2 protein-coding genes are annotated in these 873 nt (G+C 41.8%); both read right to left on the minus strand.

Features of this window, described 5'->3' with window-relative positions; all coding sequences use genetic code 11:
- Positions 1-415 (minus strand): response regulator (locus A3738_RS08805; RefSeq protein ID WP_156504118.1); only part of this gene is annotated, 415 nt, incomplete at its 3' end.
- 157 nt (positions 416-572) lie between these two features.
- Positions 573-873 (minus strand): peptidylprolyl isomerase (locus A3738_RS08810; RefSeq protein ID WP_197473735.1); only part of this gene is annotated, 301 nt, incomplete at its 5' end.

An 873-nucleotide genomic window follows, 5' to 3' on the forward strand; every position in this document is an offset into this window, starting at 1 on the left:
ATTGCGAAGTATCTGCATGCGCTTCAACATCTTTAATACGACGTAAAAGAGCTCGGATACGCGCCAACAAAACTCTTGGACGAACAGGCTTAGACATATAATCATCAGCGCCCATCTCTAATCCAAGCACTTGGTCCAAATCATCAGTCCGAGCAGTCAGCATGAGAATTGGACCATTGTAGCTAGGTCTAACCTTGCGACAAATGGATAAGCCGTCTTCACCAGGCAGCATTAAATCTAAAACTACCAAGTCAGGTTTCTCATTTACAATTCGGTCTACAGCGTTCGTACCATTGCCTTCAACTGAGACAACAAGACCATTACTTTCTAAGTACTCTTTAGTAAGCCCTGCTAAACGCTCATCATCTTCGACAATTAGGATTTTCCACGCTTCGTTTTGATCTTCTACTTCCATCTGCTTTTTCTTATAAATACTGGAGTTGATGAATACACGCACCTTCTAATGCAAGAGAATCTACACTTACACCTAAATACGCATTGTTACACTTAGTATATATGCTGTTTCGAAAATTACCTGATCAAAACAATAAATTCTTGTTCACCTATAGCTTTTATGAATTTTCCTCTACTGCAATAATTTCCAACTCGAAGCGTAAGGTAAGTCCCGCCAGCGGATGATTCGCATCAACCGTCACAGTACTTTCGGTAACATCGACAATTTGAACAATCTGAGTTTGTTCACCGGTATTAGTTTGAAACTTCATACCTGGGACTAGTTCCGGAATGTCAAACAAAGCCCGATCAACAACTGATACAAACTCGGGATTCTTTTCTCCATATGCAAGCTCTGGAGGAATTGTCGCTTCAATTCGATCTCCTGGGTGCCGACCTTCTACCGCACGCTGAAGCCCT

The sequence above is a fragment of the Oleiphilus sp. HI0066 genome (assembly GCF_001635725.1).